At 61.4% G+C, this 24,169-nt stretch carries 18 protein-coding genes and 1 pseudogene; 10 read left to right on the plus strand and 9 right to left on the minus strand.

Translation table 11 applies throughout. The annotated features are described in order from the left end of the window. Positions 1-10 precede the first annotated feature (10 nt). The 4 genes from VPH41_RS03235 to VPH41_RS03250 all read left to right on the plus strand — a co-directional run bounded on the left by VPH41_RS03235 (position 11) and on the right by VPH41_RS03250 (position 4,912). Positions 11-997 (plus strand): NAD-dependent epimerase/dehydratase family protein, encoded by a 987-nt coding sequence (locus VPH41_RS03235; RefSeq protein ID WP_328568948.1) that lies wholly within the window; start codon positions 11-13, stop codon positions 995-997. Beyond that, entirely contained in the window at positions 981-1,541 is a 561-nt protein-coding gene (locus tag VPH41_RS03240; protein WP_152256703.1) for a sugar transferase, read from the plus strand. Before VPH41_RS03235 ends, VPH41_RS03240 begins: the two co-directional genes overlap by 17 nt. Before the next feature lie 115 nt (positions 1,542-1,656). Beyond that, on the plus strand, positions 1,657-3,603 hold the full coding sequence (locus VPH41_RS03245; RefSeq protein WP_328568949.1) for a polysaccharide biosynthesis protein: 1,947 nt from the start codon (positions 1,657-1,659) through the stop codon (positions 3,601-3,603). 52 nt (positions 3,604-3,655) lie between these two features. Then, positions 3,656-4,912 carry a lipopolysaccharide biosynthesis protein gene (locus tag VPH41_RS03250; RefSeq protein WP_328568950.1) on the plus strand — a complete coding sequence of 419 codons (1,257 nt, stop codon included), beginning with the start codon at positions 3,656-3,658 and terminating at the stop codon, positions 4,910-4,912. Positions 4,913-5,030: 118 nt separating this feature from the next. On the opposite strand, the gene VPH41_RS03255 is transcribed toward VPH41_RS03250, so the two are convergent. Further along, positions 5,031-5,939, minus strand: coding sequence for a sulfurtransferase (locus VPH41_RS03255; RefSeq protein WP_328568951.1), 909 nt, complete (start codon positions 5,937-5,939; stop codon positions 5,031-5,033). A gap of 213 nt (positions 5,940-6,152) precedes the next feature. On the opposite strand from VPH41_RS03255, the gene dnaE reads away from it, so the two are divergent. After that, positions 6,153-9,701, plus strand: coding sequence for a DNA polymerase III subunit alpha (dnaE, locus tag VPH41_RS03260; protein ID WP_442906213.1), 3,549 nt, complete (start codon positions 6,153-6,155; stop codon positions 9,699-9,701). A 64-nt stretch (positions 9,702-9,765) separates the two neighbouring features. Here the strand turns inward: dnaE and VPH41_RS03265 are convergent, their stop codons facing one another. From VPH41_RS03265 to VPH41_RS03280, 4 genes are all read right to left on the minus strand, one after another. Continuing rightward, on the minus strand, positions 9,766-9,996 hold the full coding sequence (locus VPH41_RS03265) for a DUF6139 family protein (protein WP_152281572.1): 231 nt from the start codon (positions 9,994-9,996) through the stop codon (positions 9,766-9,768). Positions 9,997-10,178: 182 nt separating this feature from the next. Continuing rightward, positions 10,179-11,171, minus strand: coding sequence for a VirK/YbjX family protein (locus tag VPH41_RS03270; protein WP_328568952.1), 993 nt, complete (start codon positions 11,169-11,171; stop codon positions 10,179-10,181). 45 nt (positions 11,172-11,216) lie between these two features. Next, complete coding sequence (locus VPH41_RS03275) at positions 11,217-11,756, minus strand: universal stress protein (RefSeq protein ID WP_328568953.1); 540 nt, start codon at positions 11,754-11,756, stop codon at positions 11,217-11,219. Positions 11,757-11,859: 103 nt separating this feature from the next. Then, complete coding sequence (locus VPH41_RS03280; RefSeq protein WP_328568954.1) at positions 11,860-12,681, minus strand: MipA/OmpV family protein; 822 nt, start codon at positions 12,679-12,681, stop codon at positions 11,860-11,862. Between the two features lie 157 nt (positions 12,682-12,838). On the opposite strand from VPH41_RS03280, the gene VPH41_RS03285 reads away from it, so the two are divergent. The 4 genes from VPH41_RS03285 to VPH41_RS03300 all read left to right on the plus strand — a co-directional run bounded on the left by VPH41_RS03285 (position 12,839) and on the right by VPH41_RS03300 (position 17,222). After that, positions 12,839-13,525: a response regulator gene (locus VPH41_RS03285; protein WP_152256710.1), complete on the plus strand. Its 687-nt coding sequence runs from the start codon at positions 12,839-12,841 to the stop codon at positions 13,523-13,525. Next, positions 13,522-14,910, plus strand: coding sequence for an ATP-binding protein (locus VPH41_RS03290; RefSeq protein ID WP_152281576.1), 1,389 nt, complete (start codon positions 13,522-13,524; stop codon positions 14,908-14,910). Before VPH41_RS03285 ends, VPH41_RS03290 begins: the two co-directional genes overlap by 4 nt. Before the next feature lie 118 nt (positions 14,911-15,028). Continuing rightward, complete coding sequence (locus VPH41_RS03295) at positions 15,029-16,624, plus strand: ATP-binding protein (RefSeq protein WP_152281577.1); 1,596 nt, start codon at positions 15,029-15,031, stop codon at positions 16,622-16,624. Next, positions 16,611-17,222, plus strand: coding sequence for a response regulator transcription factor (locus tag VPH41_RS03300; RefSeq protein WP_287775176.1), 612 nt, complete (start codon positions 16,611-16,613; stop codon positions 17,220-17,222). The genes VPH41_RS03295 and VPH41_RS03300 overlap by 14 nt, the downstream gene beginning before the upstream one ends. A 15-nt stretch (positions 17,223-17,237) precedes the next feature. Here VPH41_RS03300 and VPH41_RS03305 read toward each other — a convergent pair whose 3' ends face one another. From VPH41_RS03305 to VPH41_RS03320, 4 genes and pseudogenes are all read right to left on the minus strand, one after another. Beyond that, complete coding sequence (locus VPH41_RS03305; protein ID WP_328568955.1) at positions 17,238-18,338, minus strand: glycosyltransferase family 9 protein; 1,101 nt, start codon at positions 18,336-18,338, stop codon at positions 17,238-17,240. A 34-nt stretch (positions 18,339-18,372) separates the two neighbouring features. After that, positions 18,373-20,106: a lipid A export permease/ATP-binding protein MsbA gene (msbA, locus tag VPH41_RS03310; RefSeq protein ID WP_152281580.1), complete on the minus strand. Its 1,734-nt coding sequence runs from the start codon at positions 20,104-20,106 to the stop codon at positions 18,373-18,375. A gap of 58 nt (positions 20,107-20,164) precedes the next feature. Then, positions 20,165-21,304, minus strand: coding sequence for an O-antigen ligase family protein (locus tag VPH41_RS03315; protein ID WP_328568956.1), 1,140 nt, complete (start codon positions 21,302-21,304; stop codon positions 20,165-20,167). A gap of 326 nt (positions 21,305-21,630) precedes the next feature. Then, positions 21,631-22,869 (minus strand): annotated as a pseudogene (locus VPH41_RS03320) (malic enzyme-like NAD(P)-binding protein); the annotation flags it as partial. Positions 22,870-23,076: 207 nt separating this feature from the next. On the opposite strand from VPH41_RS03320, the gene VPH41_RS03325 reads away from it, so the two are divergent. After that, complete coding sequence (locus VPH41_RS03325) at positions 23,077-24,102, plus strand: LacI family DNA-binding transcriptional regulator (RefSeq protein ID WP_328568957.1); 1,026 nt, start codon at positions 23,077-23,079, stop codon at positions 24,100-24,102. Positions 24,103-24,169 lie beyond the last annotated feature (67 nt).

Genomic DNA, 24,169 nt, shown 5'->3' on the forward strand with positions numbered 1-24,169 from the left:
TAATTATATTGTGCAAAATAATCAAGGTGCATCCAGACACATCGCCGTGACCGGTGCAAATGGCTTTATCGGCAGGCAGTTATGCGTCCACTTGAGCGACCGGCAGCACCAGGTACGGGCGATCGTGCGTGCGCAGGGCACGCAGCCGTCCATGGTCAGGCAAGTCGTCCAGGATCTGGCGGCACTGGCACCGGACAGCCGGGTGTTTGATGGCTGCGATGTCGTCATCCACCTTGCCGGGCGTGCCCATGTCTTGCATGATGACGTGGCCGATCCGCTGGCGGAGTTTCGCAAGGTAAATGTGGAGCTGACGCGGCACTTGATCGCCGATGCGGCCCGTTGCGGCGTCAAGCGCTTCGTCTTTGTCAGCTCGATCGGCGTGAATGGCAATGCCAGCGCTGCGCATCCGTTTACGGAGAAGGATGCGGCAGCTCCGCATGATTTGTATGCGATCAGCAAGCATGAAGCGGAGCAAATGATTGGGGAGCTGATTCCCGCATCCGAAATGCAATTTGTCATTGTGCGTCCGACGCTGGTTTTCGGCCCTGACGCACCGGGTAATTTTGCCTTGTTGCTCAAGCTGGCAGCCAAATCCCTGCCATTGCCCTTTGGTAGAATACCCGCCCGGCGCAGTTTGTTGAGCATCTGGAATCTGGTGGATTTTCTGCACGTGTGCGCCACGCATCCGGGCGCTGCAGGAGAAACATTTCTTGTGTCCGATGAGCAAAATTTGACGCTGGGAGATATTTTCCGGCACATAGGGAAGGGCATGGGCAAGAGCCAACATATATGGCCCATTCCTGCGGCCGTGGTGCGTGCCGTGGCGACGCTCTGCGGAAAGCGGCAGATGTATGCGAAATTGACCGCACAATTGCTGGTTGATACGACTAAAGCCAGGACCATGCTTGGGTGGCGCGCGCCATACGACAGTAGCGCGGCACTCGAGCGCGCGGGACAGGAATACATATCAGGGAAGATGAATGAAACGAGTATTTGATTTGGTATTGGCGTTGATCGCGTCGTTATTGCTGCTTATTCCGGTTGGCCTGGTCGCCCTGATGGTGCGGCTGACGTCCGCGGGTCCCATCGTTTACTGGTCCGATCGTGTGGGGCGGCACAACAAGATCTTCAAGATGCCGAAGTTTCGCACCATGCGTGTCGATACCCCCGCAGTTGCGACACATTTGCTGCCCGACCCCAAGCAATTCCTGACCCCGGTGGGTTCCTTTTTGCGCAAGTCCAGCCTCGACGAATTGCCGCAGCTGTGGAGTATATTGAAGGGCGACATGAGCTTTGTGGGGCCGCGTCCCGCTTTGTTCAACCAGTACGACCTGATCGAATTGCGCAGCCGCCATGGTGTCGACGGCATCTTGCCTGGCTTGACGGGATGGGCGCAAATCAATGGGCGCGATGAATTGCCTATCGTGGACAAGGTCAAACTGGACGTCGATTATTTGCAGCGCCGTTCGCTGGCGCTGGATCTGCGCATTCTGTTCCTGACTTTCCTGAAAGTGGTGCGCCGGGATGGAGTGACCCATTGATGAATATCTCGTCCGGTTTGCCAGCGATTGTGTCTGGCAATCGCGTATCGGTGATGGCGCAGGCCCGGTACTGCTGGGCATTGGCGCCAGCCGCTGTAGAAAAAGGAACCTTTGAATGAAGCCCGTATTCAATTTTTCGCGTTTTCACAAGCAGATTGTGGCGGCGTTTGCCGATCTGTTTTTCTTGCCGCTGACTTTTTGCATTGCGATTGCATTGCGTTTCGATGGCTTGGCAAATGCCCAGTTTTCCCCCTACATCTGGCTGATCCTGGCGGCACCGCTCGTCTCATTGCCTATTTTTATCAAATTGGGGCTGTACCGCGCGGTGATCCGCTTTATCGACTACAAGATCGTTTATGTGGTGTTTCTTGGCGTCAGTTTGTCCGTGGCCGTATTGCTGGCCATGGCGGTGTTTTTGAATGGCATGAATGGCTTGTCGCGCGGCGTTTTCGGCATCTTCTGGGTGTGCGCCATCATGTATGTGGCGGCCAGCCGTTTCCTGGCGCGCGCGTATTTCCTGTACACCAACCGGCGTGCGGATGGCATTCGCGTGGTCGTTTATGGCGCAGGCGCTTCCGGCAATCAGCTGGCGCAGGCCTTGAACCATGCTGGCGAGTACAAGGTCGTCGCTTTAATTGACGACAAGAAAGAGCTGCATGGCGCCAGTATCGGCGGCATGCGGGTATATGCGCCCGACGCCTTGCCGGATTTGGTGGCAAGCAAGAACATCAGCAAGGTGCTGCTTGCCATGCCGTCCCTGAGCAAGGCGCAGCAGCGCCGTATCCTGGAAAAACTGGAACCGCTGAAAATCAAGACCTTGGTGACTTCGCCCATCAAGAGCTTGATACGCGCCAGTACGCAGGTGCAGGATTTGCGCGAAATCGAAATCGAGGATTTGCTGGGGCGCGATGCAGTGGAGCCGGACCAGGACTTGATGGCCATGTGTATTTCTGGCAAGACGGTCATGGTCACGGGTGCAGGCGGTTCGATCGGTTCGGAATTGTGCCGCCAGATATTGCGTCAACGGCCGGCCTGTCTGATTCTGTATGAAATGTCGGAATTTGCCTTGTATTCCATCGAACAGGAATTACAGGCATTGAAAAAAGTCTTGCGGGTCGACGTGGAGTTGCTGCCGTTTCTGGGGTCCGTGCTGGAAACCGCCAAGTGCGAAAGAATTCTGCGGACTTTCCGTGTTGAAACTTTGTATCATGCGGCCGCATATAAGCATGTGCCGCTGGTGGAACATAATCCCATCGAAGGCATACGTAACAATGCCTTGGGAACCTTGAGCATGGCGCGTGCCGCGATCGATGCCCAGGTGAAGCGTTTTGTGCTCATTTCTACGGACAAGGCCGTCCGACCCACCAATGTCATGGGTTCGACCAAGCGGCTGGCAGAGCTGATTTTGCAGGCATTTGCCCGCAAACAGGACAAGACGCGGTTTTGCATGGTCCGTTTTGGCAATGTACTGGGCTCTTCGGGATCGGTTGTGCCGCTGTTCCGCAAGCAGATCATGGCGGGCGGACCGATTACGATCACGCATCCGGAAATCACGCGTTATTTCATGACGATTCCCGAAGCCGCGCAGCTGGTATTGCAGGCGGGCGCCATGGGACAGGGGGGCGATGTGTTCGTGCTCGATATGGGCGACCCCGTCAAGATCGTCGACCTGGCCAAGCGCATGGTGCATTTGAGTGGGCTGGAAGTGAAAAGTGAGCAGGCACCCGATGGCACGATTGAAATTCATCACGTAGGCTTGCGTCCAGGCGAGAAGCTGTATGAAGAGTTGTTGATTGGCGATAATGTTGAAGGCACGGACCATCCTTTGATCATGCGCGCACGCGAGGTGGAAATTCCTTGGGCGAAGCTGGAAGGCATGCTCGGCGAATTGACGAGGGCATGCGATCAGTTCGACCAGGCCGCCGTACGAACGCTGTTGCTGGAGATCGTTACCGAATATGAACCGCAGTGCGGCATCGAGGACTGGGTCTGGAATGCCCAGCGCGCTGCGCAGGGCAATAGCCCGGTCGTGGTGATGGCGCGCCAGGCCAATGCCGACTGACGGTCAGACTAGCGTTTTTATTTTTGATGTACTTATTAGCTAAAGAAGAATCATGGACAAATTGGTAGAAATGAAGCAAGCGCCGGAGCAGGAAGGTGCGCCTGAATTCTCCTTGACGGAGATACTGATCGTTTTATGGAAAGGCCGCAAGCTGATCGTCGGCGGTACAGTGGCCGTGATGATCTTGTGCGTGTTGTTTACCTTGTATACGGCAACGTACAAAAGCGAAGGCTTCTACCAGTTTGGCGGTGCGATACCCGTGCCAAAAGAACAGGTGATTGCCGAAAAAGACAAGGACAAGGAAAAAGAAAAGGAAGCGCCTCCCGGTATCGCACTGGGCGACTATAAACGCTATGTGGCGGCCTTGAGCAGCAGCGGCCGCTTTGACGACTACATGCAGCAAGTCAAGTTGAACAATGATCCTACGGTGCAGGAGTTGCGCCGTACCTTGATTGTGCGCGACAATTTTTCCAAATTCCTGGAGCCAATTTACCCGATGACCAAGCTCGATGCCAAGGAGTTGATGGATACGGCCAAGGATATCAGCAACAATGTCATCGGTTTGCGTATCAGCTACCAGGCAACAACGCCCCAGGATGCACAACGCATGGTTACCCTGCTGGGCCGCTACACGATGGATAGCGTGATCTACCTCGTGTATTCGGACTTCCTGCGTTCCAAGCACCTGGATTTGACGAGCAAGATCACCAAGCTCGATAACGAGATTATCAGCAACAAAGAGCGGCTGGAAAGTTTTGCCCGTAAAGGCGATACCTTGAGGAAAATTGTGTCGCGCTATCCTGACGCTGCGGCGCAGGGAAGCCGCCAGGTGGTCAGCGTGACCGAAGATAATGCCCGTTATCTGTCGCCATCGACGCAGTTGATGTCGACCGAGGTCGATGCCCTGATGGCCAACGAAGCGATTCTCAAGGCGCAGCGCGAACAGAAGCAAAACATCATATTGCGCGAGTACTATGATGGCGCGAAGGCTGTGCTCGATAGCAACAAGTCGGGCGAAGCGCTCTTGCTGGCGCTGGAAGCGATCAAGGAAAACGTCTTCAAGAAGCGCGACTTGAATGATGAGTCCGTCAAGGAAGTCTTCAACATGATTACTGTCGACAACCAGAAGGCCACGGCCGTCTACCTGGAAAAGAGCCGCTTTATCGCGGGACCAACCTTGCCGGAAAACCGTACCAGCCGGTTGTCGAACAGCTTGCTGGCAGGCTTCCTGGCCGGCCTGGCGTTCTTCTCGCTGCTGGTGTTTGGCCGCAGCTGGTGGCGGGCGAACCGTCTGAAGATGGCGGACTGAATATCGCCGCAATGACCGCCATGTGCAGCAATGCGCTGGCGGAATTGGAAATGCCCATCCTGGCAGGCAATGGCCAGGATGGGCATTTCAGTTTACCGCCGGTCCGGGGAGCGGGGCGTTATTCTTCCTTGTTTTTGTAGCAATGCGGGCATGACACCTCATACACGTATTCCGGCGCCAGCTGCTGGCGCGGCGTGACGACGGCGCGGCAGACGAAACACTGCACGGTTTCCGTCGGTTCCAGTTTCGGGTTCAGGGCCGTGCGGTAGTCGAACACGAAGCAGTCGCCCGTGTAGTGCTCGCCGCCCACCTCTTCAAAATACTTGAGGATGCCGCCGTCCAGTTGGTACACGCTGTCGTAGCCGATTTCCTTCATGTGGATGGCCGCCTTTTCGCAGCGGATGCCGCCCGTGCAGAAGGTGACGACGGTCTTGCCTTCCAGCTCGTCCTTGTGCGCCGCGGCGACGGCCGGGAATTCCGTAAACTTGTCGATACGGTAATCCAGCGTGTTGTTGAACGTGCCCACGTCCACTTCGAACGCATTGCGCGTTTCCATCATGACCACGGGTTTGCCCGCATCGTCGACGCCGGCGTCCAGCCAGCGCTTGAGCGTATGCGCGTCGACGGACGGTGCGCGGCCCAGTTCCGGCTTGATCAGCGGCATGCGCATGGTGATGATTTCTTTTTTCAGCTTGACCAGCATGCGCTTGTGCGACTGCTCATTCGACAAGCTTTCCTTCCATTCCAGGTCCGCCAGGCGGGCGTCGCTGCGCACCCACGCGAGGAAGGTGTCGATATGCTCGCGCGTGCCCGACAGGAACATATTGATGCCTTCCGGCGTCAGCAGGATCGTTCCCTTCAGGCCCAGCGCCAGACATTGCTCCTGATACAAGGGGCGCATGGCTTCCGTATCGTCGAGCGTAATGAATTTATACGCTGCAATATTGACAAAAGTGACGGCGGGCGTGGCGGCCAGCGGGCTGGCGGCGGCGGAAACGGACGGTGTTGCTGGGGTGATGGCTTGCATGATGGCGATCGGCTTAGACTGAACAGCCGATATTATAAGCCCGGCGGGCCGGGCGGGATACCCGCCATGCCGCCTGGTCGCATGCCGGCGGACCGTGCGCGGCAGGAATTTCTTGCTTGCAACCCGGCGCCACATCGCCGGTCCCTGGCCGCGACGCGGTAGAATAGACCCCATTGAATTTTGCAGGAAACGGTACACAGGATGGAAATGGTAATGCAAGAGGCCGGCGCTCCGGCAGGTTCACCGCAAGCGATGCAGCACGTCCCGCAAGGTCCCGGATTTGTCCACTTGCGCGTGCATTCGGAGTACTCGATCGTCGACGGCCTGGTGCGCATCGACGACGTGGTCAAGGCGGCGGCGAAGGACAAGCAGGTGGCGCTGGCCGTCACCGACCTGTCCAACCTGTTTGGCATGGTCAAGTTCTACAAGGAAGCGCGCGGCAAGGGCATCAAGCCCATCATCGGCGTCGATGTGTGGATCACGAATGACGACAACCGCGAAAAACCGTCGCGGCTGCTGTTGCTGGCAAAGAACCGCATGGGCTATCTGCAACTGTGCGAATTGCTGTCGACGGCCTGGCTGACCAACCAGTACAAGGGGCGCGCCGAGCTGCGCATCGAGTGGCTGCAGGCGCTGGCGACGAATACCTACGATCTGTACCCGGGCGAAAGCGCAGCCAATGGCTTGATCGCGCTGTCCGGCGCGCATTTCGGCGACGTCGGCATCGCCATCGAGAATGGCAACCTGGCCCTGGCCGAGCGCAATGCGCAGCGCTGGGCCGAGATTTTCCCCGGCCATTTCTATGTCGAGATCCAGCGCGGCGGCCAGGCCAACCAGGAGGCGCAGGTGCGCCATGCGGTAGCGCTGGCAGCCAAGCTGGGCTTGCCCGTGGTGGCCACGCATCCCGTGCAATTTATTTCCCCTGAAGAATTCATTGCCCACGAAGCCCGCACCTGTATCGCCGAAGGCGAAATGCTGGCCAACGCCAAGCGGGTGAAACGTTTCAACGACAGCCAGCGCTTCCTGTCGCAGGCCGACATGGCCGAGCTGTTTGCCGACTTGCCGGCCGCGCTGGCCAATTCCGTGGAAATCGCCAAGCGCTGCAACTTGACCTTGACCCTGGGCAAGCCGCAACTGCCGAACTTCCCCACGCCCGACGGCATGACGATCGACCAGTTCCTCGTCGCCGAATCGCAGGCGGGCCTGGAAAAACGCCTGATCCAGCTGTATCCGGACCCGGAGCGGCGCGAAAAGGAGCGCCCGCGCTACGAGTCGCGCTTGAAATTCGAGACGGACACGATTTGCAACATGAAGTTCCCCGGCTACTTCCTGATCGTGGCCGAGTTTATCCAGTGGGCCAAGGAAAACGGCGTGCCCGTCGGCCCGGGCCGCGGTTCGGGCGCCGGTTCGCTGGTGGCGTATTCGCTGCTCATTACCGACCTGGACCCGCTGCAGTACAACCTGCTGTTCGAGCGTTTCCTGAATCCCGAACGCGTCTCGATGCCCGACTTCGATATTGACTTTTGCCAGGAAGGGCGCGACCGCGTCATCCAGCACGTCAAGGATTTGTATGGCAAGGAGGCCGTCTCGCAGATCGCCACCTTCGGTACCATGGCGGCCAAGGGCGCCATCCGCGACGTGGGCCGCGTGATGGATTTCGGCTACAACTTCTGCGACGGCATTTCCAAGCTGATCCCGTTCAAGCCCGGCAAGCCCGTGTCGATCGCCGACGCCATCGAAGAGGAGCCGTTGCTCAAGGAGCGCCTGGAAAACGAGGAAGAGGTCAAGCAGCTGCTGGACCTGGCGCAGCAAGTCGAAGGCATCACGCGCAATATCGGCATGCACGCGGGGGGCGTCTTGATTGCCCCGGGCAAGCTGACGGATTTCTGTCCGCTGTACACGCAGGGCGGCGATTCCGGCGTCGTGTCGCAGTATGACAAGGATGACGTGGAAGCCGTCGGCCTCGTGAAGTTCGACTTCCTGGGTCTGACGACCCTCACCATTCTCGACCGCGCCGTGCGCTACATCAAGCAGCTCGATCCCGCGCAGGCGAACTTCGATCTGGCAACCTTGCCGCTGAACGACAAGCCGTCCTACGACCTGCTGACCAAGGCCAAGACCGTGGCCGTGTTCCAGCTGGAGTCGCGCGGCATGCAGGGCATGCTGAAAGATGCGCGTCCCGACCGCTTCGAAGACATTATCGCGCTCGTGGCCCTGTACCGTCCGGGCCCGATGGACCTGATTCCCGATTTCTGCAAGCGCAAGCACGGCGAACGCTTCGACTATCCCGATCCGCGCACGGAATCGATTCTGTCCGAAACCTACGGCATCATGGTGTATCAGGAGCAGGTGATGCAGATGGCGCAGATCGTCGGCGGCTACTCGCTGGGCGGCGCCGACATGCTGCGTCGCGCCATGGGTAAAAAGAAAGCCGAAGAGATGGCCGAGCACCGCGAGATTTTCCGCGCCGGTGCGGCAAAAGACGGCTTGACGGCGGAAAAGGCCGACGAGATCTTCGACTTGATGGAAAAGTTCGCCGGCTACGGTTTCAACAAATCGCACGCCGCCGCCTACGCCTTGCTGTCCTACCACACGGCCTACCTGAAAGCGCACCACACGGCCGCCTTCATGGCAGCCAACTTGTCGCTGGCCATGGACGATACGGACAAGATCAAGATCCTGGTGGAAGATTCGCTGGAAATCTGCAAACTGACCTTGTTGCCGCCCGATATCAACGAATCCGATTACCGCTTCACGCCGAGCGGCGCTGCGCCGTCCGTCAGCGGCAAGAAGGTCACGCAGATCCGCTATGGCCTGGGCGCCGTGAAGGGCTCGGGCCAGAACGCCATCGAAGCCATCATCGCCGCGCGCGAGGCGGGCGGGCCGTTTACGAGCCTGTTCGATTTCTGCAAACGCGTGGACAAGAAACAGATCAACCGCCGCACCATCGAATCGCTGATCCGCAGCGGCGCCTTCGATTGCCTGAAGGTCGACCGCGCCATCCTGCTGGCGTCCGTGGCCTTCGCCATGGAATGCGCCGACCAGGCGGCCAAGGCGGCCAATCAGGTGAGCCTGTTCGGCGGCGACGACAGCGACATGGTGGCGCCGCCCGAGTACGTCAAGGTGCCCGTGTGGACCGATAAACAGCGCCTGACGGAAGAAAAGATCGCGCTGGGCTTCTACCTATCCGGCCATTTGTTCGATTCATATGCGCCAGAGGCGCGCCGTTTTGCGCGCACGAAATTGTCCGAACTGTCGCCGTCGCGCGAACCGCGCATGATGGCCGGCGTCATCACGGGCTTGCGCACGCAGATGACGCAGAGGGGCAAGATTCTCATCGTCACCCTGGACGACAAGAGCGGCACGGTGGAAGTGACGGTGTACGGCGAATTGTTCGATTCCAACCGGAAAATCTTCAAGGAAGATGAATTCCTGGCCGTCGTGGGCAAGGTGTCGGAAGACCGTTTCTCGGGCGGCTTGCGCATCACGGCCGAGAGCGCCTTCGACATCATCGCCGCCCGCGTGCAGTATGGCCGCCAGCTGGGCCTGACCCTGCCCACGACGCTGGACATGAAACGCATCAGCGATGTGATCATGCCGCACCGGGCCGAGGATGGATTGCCGATCGCCGCCAAGGTCAGTCCGCAGGGCGTCAGCTGCGTGCTGCAGTTTGGCGATGCGTGGCGCGTGGCGCCATCGGACGAGTTGCAGACGGCGCTCGAGCAGGTACTCGGTGCGCAAGAGGTGGCGGTCGAATACTGACCGCTGGCCGCGCCGCAAATGACAAAGCCAAACCGGAGATATTCTGGTTTGGCTTTTTTTACGTTTACATGTCTTTCAGGCCCGTGATCGCATAGCCCTTGGCGGCGATCTGCTGGTGCGGCTGTTCAATATGGTAGTCGGGCAAGATCTGGGCATCGTCGGCCACTTCGCTGGCGCGTGCTTCGAGTTGCCAGTCGGTATTGGTCACTTCTTCAGGAATGATCTTTCCTTCCGGCACGGCGAGGTAGGAAAAAATGCCGTCGTGTTCGGCCCGGCGGTAGATGTCTACGCGCATGACTTGCCTCCTAGTAAGCGTTGGGGAAACCGGCGCACCGTAATGCATGCCGATAGTGCTAGCGTAACAGGATTGTGCCGCGGACGGGTTTAAGCGTGTGGGGGCGGGAAGCGGAAGGGAGAGTAGCGGGTGATGGCGGGCAAGGGCGCGGGGGCGGGGCGTCGTGCGGTGGCCGGGGCCGTTCAGGCGATAGCGGAAGCGTAGTCGTCGTCGATGGCCGATTGGCGTACCTCGCTGGAGGTTGCCGCGGCGCCTGGCAAGGCGATCTGCACGGGGCAGCGATGGTCGTCGAGGCCGCTACGCAGGCTGGCGATCATGGTCAGTGTCAATTCGTGGCGTTTGCGTGCTTCCGAGCGCTTTTTCGAAGGAATCTCTTCCATGACCGGCGAAGGCAGGTTTTCGCACTGCAACTCAAAATCGCCATCCTGGCGGGCTTGCGCTCCCAGTTCTTGCCATAGCGCATTGTAGTCGGCGAACAGACGGCCTTTCTTGGCGGAATGGTGCACGGCGCGGTTGATATTACCGACAAGAATCATCTTGCGGCAGCCGTGTTCATGTCCCAGCTGGCGCACCAGGCGCACCATCAGGGTCTTGGGACGCAAGCCGTGCAAGTCGCGCGTTGCTTCACGCACGCGCTGTGCGCTTTCCTGGCCCTTCGGACCTTGCACGCAGCCGATGCGCATGCCCAGGGTGGCGCGCAGCGGACAGCCGAAGAACGAGAAGGCGATTGAATAGAGCACGTTGTCGTCATGCATCAGTTGCAACACCATCTCGCCTTCGCGGTCCATCGGGTGCAGCGAACACAGTTGCAAATGGTAGGGCGCACCCGATTTGCCCGGCACCGTGCCGAGGCGCACGGGACCGCGGGCCGCCTGCGCCATCAGCGTGCCCCAGCCTTGCTGCAGGATGAAACGGTAGTGCTCGGCCAGCAATTCCACGCGCTGCTGGCAATTCAAGGTCAGGCTCAGGTAAGGGCGGTAGACCTTGTGGATCATGTGCGGATAGGCTTGCACCAGATCCTGAAACGCCGGATGCGAGTTCAGCAGCTGTAGCCAGAGGCGGGTGGGGCGCTGCTGCACGCGGGCACGCAAATGCAGCTTGAGTACTTCGCGCCAGCGGCGCATGCCGGGCGGCATCGCCATCAGGCCGTCAGACAGGGTAATAGTTGGCATCATCGTGCGCATGTCCATGTAAAGAGAGAACGTCCAGGCCGTTTCGGCTCAGACGGGTACCGGGCTGCTGACGCCCTCGTGGTTTGCCAGCAAGATGGTGGTGCTGCGGCTGCCACGCGCCAGCTTGCCGGCCAGCCCGCCCGAAAAATGGCGCGGCCAGCTGCTGTGCCTGTGCGCCGGCAAGACAACTTCGTGGCAGCCCAGCAGTTCAGCCGTATCGAGGATCGTAAACAGCAGCTCGCCGGCGAAAATGTGGGTGTTGAATTCGATATGAGTACGGCTCAGGTACAGGCCCGCCTCGTGCATCATCTGTTGCGTGGCCAGGTCCAGCGCCTGGCCCTCGCTGGCGCTGTGCTGGGGCACGCCATTGGCCTGGCGCGGCGGCGCCGGTGTCACGTGCAGCAGGCTGACGCGCACCTTGATGCCCCATTCCTGCAAGCGCCGGGCATAGCGCGCGCCATAGACGATGTCGCTGGCGCGCTTGACGGGCAAGAGCAGCAGCAAGGTATCCTGGCCCGGCATGCCGCACGCATCCGCGGCGCTGTTCGGGGCGCGGTCACGTTGCGGGGCAGGGCGCGATGCATGCATGGAAGGAATGGCTGTGGTGGGAAAACCAAGCCATCTTATCCACGCCCCCGCCCCCTGTAAATTGGCGAAACGGCGTACGGGTTTCCCTTACGCCGGCCCTGTTTTAGTAGCGGTAGGTGACATACACGGCACCGATCGGCGCCGTCTTGCGTTGCACGATGGGGCTCTTGGCCGCGTCGCCCATGCGGTGCTCGACGCCGACCAGGGTATTGAGGCTCCAGCGCGCATCGAAGCGGTGCTCCCAGTTGACGGTGGCCTGCGCTTCATAGAAACCGCCCTTGGGCGTGTATTGCTTGAACGAGGTATTGGCGGCCTGGGTGGCCGTCACGCCGTACATGGTCTGCACGTACTTGCGCTCGCCCCAGCCCAGCTGGCCGCCGATGCTCACGGTGTCTTGCTGCACGCCCTTGGCATCGGCGCGGCCGTAGACCTGGCCGGTGGCGCCGAAATGCACATTCGCGCCATTTTCGCGGTTCGACAGGGGAATGTCGCTCGAGACGCTCAGCGACAGGCCCGGCATGGGCGAATAGCCCGCGCTCAGCAGGGCGCTGGCGTTGCCCTTGACTTCGCCCATGCCCTTCAGGTAATCGCTGCCGCCCCAGCCGTTGACGCCCTTGCGCTTGTGGTCTTCGCGGTTGCCGCGGTAGCCCAGCGCAGCGCTGTAGCTGAAGGCGCCCGCCTGGCCGCCGTAGCCGATGCCGCGCGAGGTACTGATGAACAGGCCATTGGACATGGCGTAGTCGAGGATGATCAGCGGCGAGGCCGACAGCTTGTCGGAGCCGGAATAGCTGGACACGGCAGCGACGCCGCCGCCGATGGTGAAGACATTTTCCGACGTTGGTTCGGCTGCCGCGGCGGCCAGGGGGTTCAGGCTCAGGCCGCAGGCCAGTGCCAACGAGGTCAACAGGGTTGTAGATGCGTGCATGGAGTTTTCCGTCAGGTGGAGAACCGAGTCCGGAGTGGCTCGATTGACTGCCGACAGTATCGGACCGTGCCATGAAGGAAGAATGAGCCTTTTATTAAGATTGCATGAAGACGGCTTCTTTACCCATTCTTCAGCTTGTGGTGGTTTAATACTCACCATGAAGATACTGCTGATAGAAGACGATATGGACCTGGGCAATGGCGTGCGCATTGCCCTGCGCGACCAGGGCATGCAAGTGGTCTGGGTGCGCAGCCTCGAGGATGCGGCGCGCAGCATCGAGCACGACAGTTGCGAGCTGGTGCTGCTGGACCTGGGCTTGCCGGATGGCGATGGCCTCGATTTGCTGGCCCGGCTGCGCGCGGCCCGCTTGCCGGTGCTCATCCTCAGCGCCCGCGATACGCTGGAGCAGCGCCTGCGGGGCCTCGATGGCGGCGCCGATGATTACCTGGTGAAGCCGTTTGTGCTGGCCGAACTGCTGTCGCGCGTGCGCGCACTGGCGCGCCGCAGCTACGGCTTCGACGGCGACACCATCGAGTTGCGCGGCCTGCTGCTGCAGGTGCCCACGCGGCGGGTCAGCGTGCACGGCCGGCCGGTGGAACTGACGGCCAGCGAATACGCCCTGCTGAAGACTTTGCTGATGCGCGCCAACCGCGTCATCACGCGCCGCGTGCTGGAGGAACATATCCTGCCCGGCGGACTGGCCAATGCCAGCAATACCCTGGATGTGCATATGGGCAACTTGCGCCGCAAGATAGGGGAAGGATATATCCGTACCGTGCGCGGCGTTGGCTATGTCATCGACCAGCAAGGCGACACCCCCGCACCGCCGGGCGCTGGCGCATGATGGGGCGTTTCTGGGCCATGCTGCGCCGGCCCACCCTGGTGCGCCGCCTGATGCTTGCGCAAATGCTGATGCTGACCGTGCTGTGGAGCCTGGCTGTGGCCTACGTGCTGTTCGAGGGCACGGGCGAAGCGAGCAATGTGACCCGCGGGGTCTTGCACGCCATTATCAGCGTGACGGACAACCTGGCTGACCAGCCCGTGCGTCAGGAGCAAAGCTTGCGCGCCATCGACGAAGCCTTGCGCGAAGAGTTTGAAATGGGGAAAGTGCCGGAACTGGCGCCGCGCATCCTGGTCTGGCGCGAGGGCAAGCTGGTCTACAAGTCGCCGAATGCGCCCAGCGGCATCCGCAGCGCCGGCCCGGAACAGATGGAAGTGGTGTACGTCAAGGGACAGGCCTGGCGCAGCCGCAGCCTGGTCGAAGGGGAGACGCGCGTGACGGTACTGGAGGTGGGCGGGGCCTGGCAGTTTTTCATCACGATCAATTCGCACGGCTATTACCTGCTGCCGCTGCTGATCAGCCTGCCATTCCTGCTGGTGCCGGCCTGGCTGTCGATCCGCCTTGCCATGCGCCCGTGGCGCAAGGTGGCGCAGGAGGTGGCGGCGCGCGGGCCGCAGGACTTGCGTCCGCTGACGTTCAAGCCGCCGCATGGCGAACTGGCGGCACTGGTCGACAATATCAATGCGCTGCTGCAGCGCGTCGACGCCAGTGCCGCGCGCGAGCGCAGTTTCATCGCCGATGCCACGCATGAGCTGCGTACGCCGCTGGCGGCCATGCGCGTGAATGTGGAAGCCTTGCAAGGCCAGGCGCATGACGCGCGCCAGCAAGAGTTGCTGGACGGTATCTTGAACAGCGGCAACCGGGCCGCGCGCCTGGTGGGCCAGCTGCTGCAGCTGACGCGCAGCGAAGTGCAGGCGGGCGCGGGCGAGCTGCCGCGGCGGCAGGCACTCGATACCTTGCTGCAAGATCGGCTGGCGGCCCTGTCCGGCCTGGCGCAGGCGGGCGATATCGAGCTCGAGCTGCAAGCCAGCGTGTCGCTCAGCGTGCCCGGGCAGCGCGAGAGCCTCGTGTCGCTGATCGACAACCTGGTGGAAAACGCCATCAAGTACAGCCCGCGCGGCAGCAGCGTGACGGTGTCGCTGCATGCGGAGCGGGGCCAGGCCGTGCTGCATGTGGCTGACCAGGGACCGGGCATCGCGCCAGAGCTGTATGCGCGCGTGTTCGACCGCTTTTTCCGCGCGCCGCAGCAGGCGCAGCCGGGCAGCGGCCTGGGCTTGTCCATCGTCGCTTCCGTCGTGCACCAGCATGGCGGCACGATTCAGTTGCACAGAGGCAACGGTGGCCTGGGCTTGCTGGTGGAGGTGCGCCTGCCGCTGGCCGAGGCCTGACGCCGCCGGCGTGTCTTGCGATATTGCATGAAAATTATTTTGTGTGCTTATAACGCAAGATGCCATGGCGTGGCGCACGCCTGCGATGCATAATGCGGGACAGTCCGAAAACACCGTTATGCGCCCATTCCTGTCCCGCTACCTGTCCTACCCCGCCTTTGTCGGCCTGTATCTGCTGTTTGACTGGGCGACATACATCGATCCGATGTATGGGTTGAACATTACGCCCTGGAATCCCGATCCCGCGCTGGGCCTCGTATTTTGGCTGATCCACGGCCGCAAGGCGGCGTTGCCGTGGTTTATCGCCTTGCTCGCCGGCGAAGTGCTGGTGCGCGGCATGCCGGCGGGCCTGCCCCTGACCCTGCTTTGTTCGGCGTGGCTGGTGCTCGGCTATGGCGGCATCGGCGTGGCCCTGCGCCGCAGTTTCAGCAGCAGCGATATCTTCGACAACCGGCGCCGCCTGGGCGCCTGGGTCGCCATCGTGCTGCTTGGCACGGCGCTCAATGCGCTCGGCTATATTTCATTGCTGTCGCTGACGGGGCGCATCCCGGCCGGCGAATGGGGGACGGCCGTATGGCGTTTCGGCATCGGCGACACGGTCGGCCTGCTCGTCTCGATGCCGCTGATCTGGGTGCTGTTCAGCGAGCGGGGGCGCGAGCGCCTGCACGCCGCCGTCTGGCGCTGGGAAACCCTCGCGTATCTGGCCCTGGCCAGCTTCGTGCTGTGGAGCGTCTTCGGTTCCATCGTGCGCTCCGAATACAAGCATTTCTATTTCCTGTTTCTCCCCGTGATCTGGGCCGCCTCGCGCCAGGGCTTGCATGGCGCCGTGCTGGCCGTGTTTGTATTGCAGCTATGCATCATTACTTTGGTGAAATGGACGCATGCCGTCGATATCCAGTTTTATGAGTTGCAACTGCTCGATGCCGTGCTGGCGCTGGTGGGATTTTTTATCGGTATTGTCGTCGATGAAATGCGCCAGGTGGCCGATGAGCTCAAGCACACGATGCGCCTGGCGGCGGCCGGCGAGATGGCCGCCGCGATCGCGCATGAGCTGAACCAGCCGCTGACGGCCCTGTCGACCTATGGCAAGGCATGCGAATACCTGCTGGAACGGGGCGAGAGCGGTGCCTTGCTGCAAGGCGCCGTGGGACATATGATCGTGGAATCGGGGCGCGCCGCAGACGTGGTGCGCCGCCTGCGCGATTTTTTCCGCACGGGCGCGATGCAGCTCGAGGCGGTCGAGGCGAGCGCCTTGATCGAGGGCATGGCGCGCCAGTTCACGCCCCTGTTCCATGAGCATGGCATCGAGCTGGTGCTGGCGCCGCCGTCGCCGCTGGCCGTCAATGCCGACCGCCTGCAGATCGAGCTGGTGCTGCGTAACTTGCTGGCCAATGCGCAGGATGCCGTGATGGGCCAGCCGCGCGGCCAGCGCCGCATCACGGTGTCGGCCGAGCGGCTCGAGGGCGGGCGGCTGCGCCTGTCCGTGGAAGATAGCGGCCCAGGCATTTCCAACAGCCTGGCGGCACGCCTGTTCGAACCGTTTGTCTCGACCAAGGCCAGCGGCCTGGGACTGGGACTGGTACTCAGCCGTACCATCGTCGAGGCGCATGGCGGCCAGCTGTGGGCCGAAGTGGGCCAGCATGGTATTTTTCGGTTTATCCTGCCCCTGGCGCGCGCCAGTGCGGCCGCTACGGGAGAGTATGGTGACAAGTAATTTGACGGTGTTTATCGTGGACGACGATCCCGCCGTGCGCGATGCGCTGGGTTTGCTGTTGGGCATACGCGGCTATCGCACGGCCCTGTTTTCCTGCGGCGAGGATTTCCTGCAAGGGTGGCGGCCCGAGTGGGCCGGCTGTCTGCTGATCGATATCCGCATGTCGGGCATGGATGGCCTGAGCCTGCAGCGCCGCCTGCTGGAGCTGGAATGTATGCTGCCCATCATTATTATCACGGGGCATGGCGACGTCGCCCTGGCACGCCAGGCCTTCAAGGCGCAAGCCAGCGATTTCCTGGAAAAACCATTCGATCACGACAAGTTGCTGGCAGCCATCGATGAAGCGTTTTCGCGCGAGGCGCATGCGCGGGGCCAGCTGCAGCGCCAGGCGGAGGGACAAGCCTTGCTGCGCGCGTTGACGCCGCGCGAGCGGGAAGTGATGCACCTGGTGGTGACGGGCCAGCACAACCGCGATATCGCCCCGGCGCTGGGCATTTCCGTGCGTACGGTGGAAGTGCACAAGGCGCGCCTGATGGACAAGCTGGGGGTCGATAATGTGGCCGACCTGGTGCGCATCAGCATGCTGGGCACCGGCTAGCCGTTGAGCAGTCGTCTAGGCGATGGTCTTCAATACCTGATCGACTGAAATCGCCTTGACCCAGTCGCTGCGCCGCGCCACCGTGATGACGGTGCTGTTGGCGCTGTCGAAGGGCGCCCATTCGGGATTCTTCTTGCGCATCAAGGCCACTACGGGCACATGCACGGCATTCGCCAGGTGCATGATCGATGTTTCCACCGAAATAATCAGATCGCATTGCGCCAGCATGGCCGGCAGCTGGAAAAAGTTGTCGACGGCGCTGAAGGCTTGCGTGCGCGGCAAGTTGTGCGCCTGCACGACGGCATTCACCTTGGCCAGTTCCTGCGGCATGGCATTGATCAGGAAGCAGGCATGCTGCCATTTCGGCAGCGTCTGCATGCGTGCGATCAGCTCGGCAATGCGCTCCAGCGGCCAGCCGCGCTTGTGCGACTTGGCAAACGGGTTCAGCAGTACGAGCGGACCCTGGCGCGGGGCAAAGCCCCAGGCCGTCAACTGTTCCTGTGCCTGCTGCAACGCGGGCTGGGGAATGTGCACGAAGGGATAGCGTTCGGCCACGGGAATGTCGAGTCCCGTCAATTGATGGAACCAGTCGGCATACACGCTGCTGATATGGTGCTCGCCGGCATCCTGCCCCGCATACGAGGCCAGGACGGCATCGATCTTGCGGTAGGCCAGGTAATGCCAGGGGCGCAGCGGGCTGAACGGCTTGCGCGTGCCGATCACCAGCCCGTTCGGGCTGATCGCGCGGGCCAGGTCCGCGTACTGCTGCGGCCGTACGTGGGCCAGCGACACGACGACAGGATAGTGCTCCGCCTGTGCTTCGCGCAGTGACTCTTCGTAGAGGGCGGGGCTGTAGGTCTTGCGGTACACCTTGCTGAACAGGCCCGACTGTTCCACCCAGTCGTACAGCGAATAGGTGCGCAAGCCTTCCCATTGCCTGGCGTCGGACGTGCGGCGTACTTCATCGACCCACAGGTGGATCTGGATATGGGGGTAGGCCGCGGCAAAGGCGCGGAAACCGTTTTGCAGGTATGTAAAGTCTCCCAGCGCCAGATGGGCGATGAACAGAATTTTGTCCGACTTTTGTAGAAGTTCGGCGGGAATCAAAGGCGTCATGTATCAGTACGATTTCAGGTATTCATTCGATGGGTCAAGCCACTTGCTGGGAAAATTGCAGGCGATGCAGATTGGCATACGCACCGTTGGCATCCAATAATTGCTGGTGACTGCCGGTTTCCATTATTTTCCCATGTGACAATACCACGATACGGTCCGCACGTTCAATTGTTGATAGCCTATGAGCAATAACTAGGGTCGTTTTACCTTGCATTAAGTGTTCCAGTGCCGCTTGCACGGCCCGTTCCGCCTCCGTATCCAGTGCCGAGGTGGCTTCATCGAGGATCAGGATGGGCGCATCCTTGTAGATCGCGCGGGCGATGGCCACGCGCTGGCGCTGGCCGCCGGACAGGCGCGAGCCGTTGTCGCCCAGGCGCGTTTCCAGGCCGTCGGGCAAGCCGTCGATGACGTCCGACAGGAAGGCCGCCGCTGCCGCGGCCTCGACGCGCTGCCGGTCCGGGGCCGCATCGCCATACGCGATATTGGCGGCCAGGGTATCGTCGAACAACACTACCTGCTGGCTGACCATGGCGATCTGGCTGCGCAGGCTGGTCAGGGCGATGGCATCGATATTCTGTCCATCGAGCAGGATTTCACCGCTGCTGGCCGAGTAAAAGCCGGGCAGCAGGCTGACCAGGGTCGATTTGCCGCCGCCGGACATGCCGACAAAGGCCACCGTTTGCCCGGGAGCGATGCTCAGGTCGATGTGCCGCAGGGCCAGCTCCTGGTGTCCGGGGTAGGCAAAGCTCACGTCCCGGAATTCGATGCGGCCGCTGCAGCGGCCAGCCAAGGGCATGCCGCCCGTGCGTTCCGGTGTCTTGTCGATCAGCTGGAAGACTTCCTCGGCGGCGGCCATGCCGCGCTGCAGGGGGCCGTTGACTTCGGCTAGCTGCTTCAGGGGCGTGAGCAGCATCAGCATGGCCGTGATGAAGGAAACAAAGCCGCCGACCGTGATCTGGCCCTGCTCCGACTGGAACAGGGCCATCACGATGACCAGGGCCACGGCGGCGGCCGTGATCACCTGCGTGATGGGCACGGTGGCGGAAAAGGTCGTGGTCATGCGCATGCTGTAGCGGCGCAATTGTTCCGCGCGCTCTTCGAAACGCGATTTTTCGTAGTCCTGGCCGCCGAAGATCTTGATCACTTGCTGAGCACGCGTGGTTTCCTCGATGACCTGGGTCAGTTCGGCATTGACGGCCAGCGAGTCGCGGTTGAGTTTTTTCAGGCGCTTGCCCGTGGTGCGCACGACGATGGTCAGCAGGGGCAGCAGCACCAGGGTGACGAGGGTCAGCACCCAGTTCAGGTACAGCAGCCATGCCAGCAGGCCCAGCACGGTCAGCGAGGAGCGCACGATCGAGGTAAACACCTTGGTCACCATTTCGATGATCTGCTGCACTTCGAACATGATGGAATTGATGACTTTGCCCACCGTGTGCGTGTTGTAGAAGTCGATGGGCAGGTTGAGCATGCTGGCAAACATGCGGCGCCGCAATTCGTTGAGGATGCGCGTGGAGACATAGCTCATCAGGTAGCTGCTGGCAAACGTCGATGCGCCGCGCATGGCAAAGATGCCGATGACGATCAGCGGCACCAGCCAGAAGGAAAAACTCACCTTGCCGCCAAAACCATTGTCGAGTAGCAACTTGAGCGCATACGGCAGCAGCGGTTCCGTGGCCGCCGTGACGACCATTGCCAGCAGGGCCAGGGCCAGGTGTTTCTTGTAGGGCGCGTGCAGCGCGGTGAGGCGCTTCAGGTCGGGCGTGAGCATCGGTATGGTTCCTTGCAGGGGACAGCAGACAGCAAAAACGGTCGGGCGGAAAACGAGCTCAGGCAGTACGTTCCTGCCGGCGCAACAGGGCCCACAGGATCACCATGGGGAAGACCAGCATGATGATGCCGATATTCAGGGTGAGCGAACTGGTCGTCAGGCCAAAGATCATGTAGCAGGCGCACAGTATCACGCCGGCCAGCGCATATGGCTGGGCTGGAGCGGCGCTGTGGCGCACGCCGCGGGCAAACAGGGTCAACGGAACGAGGAAGAGCGCAAGCAAGGCCAGTGCGCCGATGATGCCGCGCTTGACCAGGGCGTCGAGGTAGTCGTTGTGGGCATTGGTATAGTCCTTGATGATTTTATCCATTTTGCCTTCTTCAGCCATCTCCTGCTTGGCCGCCAGATAGCCGTTGCGCCCCATGCCGAGCCAGAGATGCTCGCTCGACAGTGCCCAGGCGGTGCGCCACATTTCCATGCGCTGGCCGATGGACGTGGTCACATTGTCGCTGTCCTGAAATTGTTTGATGTCATTGACCGCCACCGCCACGCGCTGGGGCACGCGTGAGTTGGGAAGCGTGTAGGCAAGGACGAACGCCGCCAGCAGTGCGCCCAGCAGCGCGGCCAGATAGCGGGTGCCGCGGCCCTTCGAATAATAGCCGGCAAAAAGGCAGCCGCAGACGGGGAGCACCAGCCAGCCGCTGCGGCTGCCGCTGATGACCGATCCCAGAATGCCGGCCAGGCCACCGGCCACCAGGAGCAGGGTCCATGCCAGGCGATGGCTTTGTTCACGCGCCCAGCCCAGGCCGCACAGGGCCAGCATGCCCAGCAGCATGCTGACATTGCCATAATGGATGGCATTGCTCGTTGCCGCTTGCGGGCGGTACATTTCGAGCACGAGAAATTGCCAGGAAGCCAGAGCCGCGCCGCTGATGGCGCCGATGGCCAGGCCGCTCCACCAGGCCGCAGGGCGGGGCGGATAAGCAATCAGCAGCAGCAGCACGGGCATGGCCAGCAATGCCCGCAATGGCATGTCGAGTTCGCGCGCGGGATCGTCGTGGTACAGCATGTTGGCGGTAAAGATGAAGAAGTACAGCAGCAGGGTGCCCAGCAGCAGATAATCGCGGCGTTGCAGGTTCAGGCGGGGGCGTTTCCATACCAGGCACATGCTGGCCAGCAAGAGAACCAGGGCGCCCAATGAATATCCGCTGGTGACAGCCAGTGCCAATGCCGAAAAGAGAAAAACACAAACAGAGGTCAGGCCGAGCATGAATATCCTTGGTAACGCATGTCGTCGCCGTTATGGCAACTGTAGCAACATAAAGTAGGCGTCATTGTAATCGAAGGTGGCTGAAAAAACGCCCCTGGGGAATTTGTCCTTCGATAACGGCATGGGCGTTCTCAAGGGGGGAGAATGCAAAAAACCATGGTTTTCAGCCATGGTTTTTTTGTAAGCAATGGTAACTTGCCGTTAATTGGACGAGGCCCGCGAGCCTGTCAGGCGGATCAGGCGTTTGCCGGTACGCGGGTGGCGACGCCGGTGGCGATGGCCGCTTGCGACACGGCTGGCGCGACCCAGCTGCGCAGGCGCTCGTCGAACGGCGACGGAATCAGTTGCAGCGGCGTCAGCGCGCTGCTCTCGTGACCCGGCAACGGTTCCTTGGCCAGTGCGGCGATGGCGCGCACGCAGGCCAGCTTCATCTCTTCGTTGATGGTGGTGGCGCCCACGTCGAGCGCGCCGCGGAAGATGTACGGGAAGCACAGCACGTTATTGATCTGGTTCGGGTAGTCGGAACGGCCCGTGGCCACGATGGCGTCGTCGCGCACGGCATGCACTTTCTCGGGAGCGATTTCCGGATGCGGATTGGCCAGGGCGAAGATCAAGGGCTTGGCAGCCATCGATTCGACCATCTGCGCGCTGACCACGCCGCCCTTCGAGACGCCGATGAAGATGTCGGCGCCGACCATGGCGTCGGCCAGGTCGCGGTCGCTGGTGTCATTCGCGTAGCGTGCCTTGTTTTCTTCCATGTTGGCGTCGCGGCCCGGGTAGATCACGCCCTGGCTGTCGCATACTTTCAGCAGCGACTTGTTCAGGCCCAGCGAGACGAGCAGGTCCAGGCAGGCGATCGAGGCCGCGCCGGCGCCCGAGACGGCCACCTTGACGTTGCCGATGTCCTTGCCCACCAGTTCCAGGCCGTTCAGGATGCCGGCCGCGACGATGATGGCCGTGCCGTGCTGGTCGTCGTGGAAGACGGGAATGTTCATGCGCTTGCGCAATTGCTGTTCGATATAGAAGCAGTCGGGCGCCTTGATGTCTTCCAGGTTGATGCCGCCGAAGGTCGGCTCCATGCGCACCACGGTGTCGATGAACAGGTCGGGATCGTTCTCGGCCAGTTCGATGTCGAACACGTCGACGTCGGCAAATTGCTTGAACAGGCAAGCCTTGCCTTCCATCACCGGTTTGCTGGCCAGCGGACCGATATCGCCCAGGCCCAGCACGGCCGTGCCATTGGTGATCACGGCCACCAGGTTGCTGCGCGAAGTGTAGGTGCCGGCCGTGCGCGGATCTTCCACGATGGCTTCGCAGGCAAAGGCCACGCCCGGCGAGTACGCCAGGGTCAGGGCGCGGGCGTCGCCCAGCGGTTTGGTTGGCGTGACGGAAATCTTGCCTGCGCGGGGTTCCGCGTGATAGGCGAGGGCGGCTTCTTTCAGGTTGAAGGTTTCGCCGTTCTGGTCGGCGTGCTTGCTGTGGGAAGTAGACATAGGAATTCTGGGAGGGGCCGATAGAGCCCGAGTGGTAAGTCTGAGCCATGTTATGCAAGCGTTTGCACGCTGTCAAGGCTCGTTTGTGGCGAAGTCGATCAAAACCGCTTTGGGTGACGGCTTTATTTCAATGCAAGCGTTTGCTCGGTTTTTGACGGAAGGGGGAATTTTTGCGATAAAATCACTGTATTGCGATCCGGGAAGCCCATGACAAACAAGAACCCCACCTTAAGCGACGTTGCACGGGCCAGCGGTGTGCACTTTTCCACCGTCTCGCGCGTGATGAACCCGGCAACGCGGCAGATGGTCAGCGCCGAGGTGGCCGCGCGCGTGCTGGCCGAAGCGGGCCGGCTCGGCTACCGGCCGAACCGCGCCGCCTCCACCCTGGTCACGCGCAAGTCGCGCATCATCGGCGTGGTCCTGCCCGACATTACCAACGCCGTGTTCCCGCCGATTTTGCTGGGCATCGAGGAAGGCTTGCGCAAGCATGGCTACCTGGCCATCGTCGCCAATGTGGGCGCCGACGAGGAAGAGCAGCTGTTCGTCATCAACCGGCTGCTGGGGCAGCAGGTCGACGGCCTGATCCTGGCCACGGCGCGCCGCCACGATCCCGTCATCAAGATGTGCATCGACCAGAATGTGCCCGTCGTCACCGTCAACCGCAGCGACGAGACGGGCGTCGCTTCCTGCGTGGTCAGCGACGACGTGGTGGGCATGCGCCTGGCCGTGGAACACTTGCTGGCGCTGGGGCACCGCCATATCGCCCACATCGCGGGGCCGGAAAACCTGTCCACGGGCCACGTGCGCCGCCTGGGCTTCCTGGCCGCCATCCAGGCCAGCGAACTCGATCCGTCGCAGGCCTTCGTCTTCGAGAGCAGCGGCTATTCGCGCGAATGCGGCAAGGCCGCCCTGCTGGAACTGCTGCGCCAGTCGCCGCAAACGACGGCCGTGGTGACGGGCAGCGACCTGGTGGCCCTCGGCTGCTACGACGCCATCCGCGAACTGGGCTTGAGCTGTCCCGAAGATATTTCCGTCGTGGGCCACAACGACATGCCGTACATGGACATGATCCGCCCACCCCTGACCACCATCCGCATCCGCCACCACGGCATCGGCACGGAAGCGGCCCGGCTGATCCTGCAGACCATCGACTCGCCCGATGCCTCGGTGCTCGACGTGCGCCTGAAACCGGAGCTGGTGGTGCGCGAATCGACGGCCGCTCCCCGGGGCTGATGCAACGCCGGTGGCCGCGCCGCTGCAAGGTGGTACACTGGCGCCCCTCAACGTATTTTGCCCCTCC

It is taken from the genome of Janthinobacterium sp. P210006 (genome assembly GCF_036231885.1).
Taxonomy (GTDB): domain Bacteria; phylum Pseudomonadota; class Gammaproteobacteria; order Burkholderiales; family Burkholderiaceae_D; genus Janthinobacterium; species Janthinobacterium violaceinigrum.

Coding starts and splice junctions, on each gene's coding strand:
- VPH41_RS03240 (WP_152256703.1), top strand. CDS start 981: ATGAAACGAGTATTTGATTTGGTATTGGCGTTGATCGCGTCGTTATTG.
- VPH41_RS03245 (WP_328568949.1), top strand. CDS start 1,657: ATGAAGCCCGTATTCAATTTTTCGCGTTTTCACAAGCAGATTGTGGCG.
- VPH41_RS03250 (WP_328568950.1), top strand. CDS start 3,656: ATGGACAAATTGGTAGAAATGAAGCAAGCGCCGGAGCAGGAAGGTGCG.
- VPH41_RS03255 (WP_328568951.1), bottom strand. CDS start 5,939: ATGCAAGCCATCACCCCAGCAACACCGTCCGTTTCCGCCGCCGCCAGC.
- dnaE (WP_442906213.1), top strand. CDS start 6,153: ATGCAAGAGGCCGGCGCTCCGGCAGGTTCACCGCAAGCGATGCAGCAC.
- VPH41_RS03265 (WP_152281572.1), bottom strand. CDS start 9,996: ATGCGCGTAGACATCTACCGCCGGGCCGAACACGACGGCATTTTTTCC.
- VPH41_RS03270 (WP_328568952.1), bottom strand. CDS start 11,171: ATGATGCCAACTATTACCCTGTCTGACGGCCTGATGGCGATGCCGCCC.
- VPH41_RS03275 (WP_328568953.1), bottom strand. CDS start 11,756: ATGCATGCATCGCGCCCTGCCCCGCAACGTGACCGCGCCCCGAACAGC.
- VPH41_RS03280 (WP_328568954.1), bottom strand. CDS start 12,681: ATGCACGCATCTACAACCCTGTTGACCTCGTTGGCACTGGCCTGCGGC.
- VPH41_RS03285 (WP_152256710.1), top strand. CDS start 12,839: ATGAAGATACTGCTGATAGAAGACGATATGGACCTGGGCAATGGCGTG.
- VPH41_RS03290 (WP_152281576.1), top strand. CDS start 13,522: ATGATGGGGCGTTTCTGGGCCATGCTGCGCCGGCCCACCCTGGTGCGC.
- VPH41_RS03295 (WP_152281577.1), top strand. CDS start 15,029: ATGCGCCCATTCCTGTCCCGCTACCTGTCCTACCCCGCCTTTGTCGGC.
- VPH41_RS03300 (WP_287775176.1), top strand. CDS start 16,611: ATGGTGACAAGTAATTTGACGGTGTTTATCGTGGACGACGATCCCGCC.
- VPH41_RS03305 (WP_328568955.1), bottom strand. CDS start 18,338: ATGACGCCTTTGATTCCCGCCGAACTTCTACAAAAGTCGGACAAAATT.
- msbA (WP_152281580.1), bottom strand. CDS start 20,106: ATGCTCACGCCCGACCTGAAGCGCCTCACCGCGCTGCACGCGCCCTAC.
- VPH41_RS03325 (WP_328568957.1), top strand. CDS start 23,077: ATGACAAACAAGAACCCCACCTTAAGCGACGTTGCACGGGCCAGCGGT.